The 708-nt window shown below is 68.1% G+C and carries 1 protein-coding gene; it reads left to right on the top strand.

Annotated elements, in window-relative coordinates; all coding sequences use genetic code 11:
- A partial coding sequence (locus tag L6R21_28095; protein MCK6563068.1) for a cell wall metabolism sensor histidine kinase WalK occupies positions 1-708 on the top strand: 708 nt, incomplete at both ends.

The following is a 708-nucleotide window of genomic DNA, read 5'->3' as shown; positions in this document are numbered from 1 at the left end:
GGCGCGCGCTGATCGAGTCAAGTTCCGCCTTGCACACGGTGGTTTGGGAACGGCGAGGGGCGTCGCTTCATGTGCTGGCGGCTTCGCCGGCGTTCGTCACGCGCGAATGGCTTGGCCGGGTCGGTCCCGGCGTCTGGCTCCAGACGCAGACGGGCCAGATCATCGGTCCAGCCACCTCTGGCAAGGCGGCCGCGAAATACCCGGCCGAGTCCCGGCTACCCTGGACCGTCCTCGCGGTGGCTCCACACTCCAACGGAGACTTCAGCGCCCGTCGGCGGATGTTGCTTCTTTTACTAGGCGCGGTGGGCGTCTTCACGCTCGCCGGTGTCCTGCTGGCGCTCAGATCCATGCGGCGCGAGCTGGCGCTGGCGCGCATGCAGGAGGACTTTGTGGCGGCGGTGTCGCACGAGTTTCGCACGCCGCTCACGTCACTGCGCCAGATCAGCGAGGCTCTGGAGGATGGGCGGGTCGCGACCGAAGAGCGCCGCCAGTCCTATTACCACTCGCTGTCGCGCGCCACACTGCGGCTGCACCGCCTGGTGGAGGATCTGCTCGACTTCCGCCGCATGCAGTCCGGCGCGCCGGAGTACCGGCGAGAGCGCGTCGAGGTGGGGGAGTTCACCGCGCAGGTGCTCGATGGTTTTCGAGCCGAAGTGTCGGAACTCGGCTTCGAAGTCGCTTCGAGCGGCGCGTCGGAGGGTGCCTTCC

This window comes from bacterium, from assembly GCA_023150945.1.
GTDB lineage: Bacteria > Zhuqueibacterota > Zhuqueibacteria > Zhuqueibacterales > Zhuqueibacteraceae > Coneutiohabitans.
The sequence above is the reverse complement of the archived record's forward strand: the minus strand, read 5'-3'. Positions and strand labels throughout refer to the sequence as shown.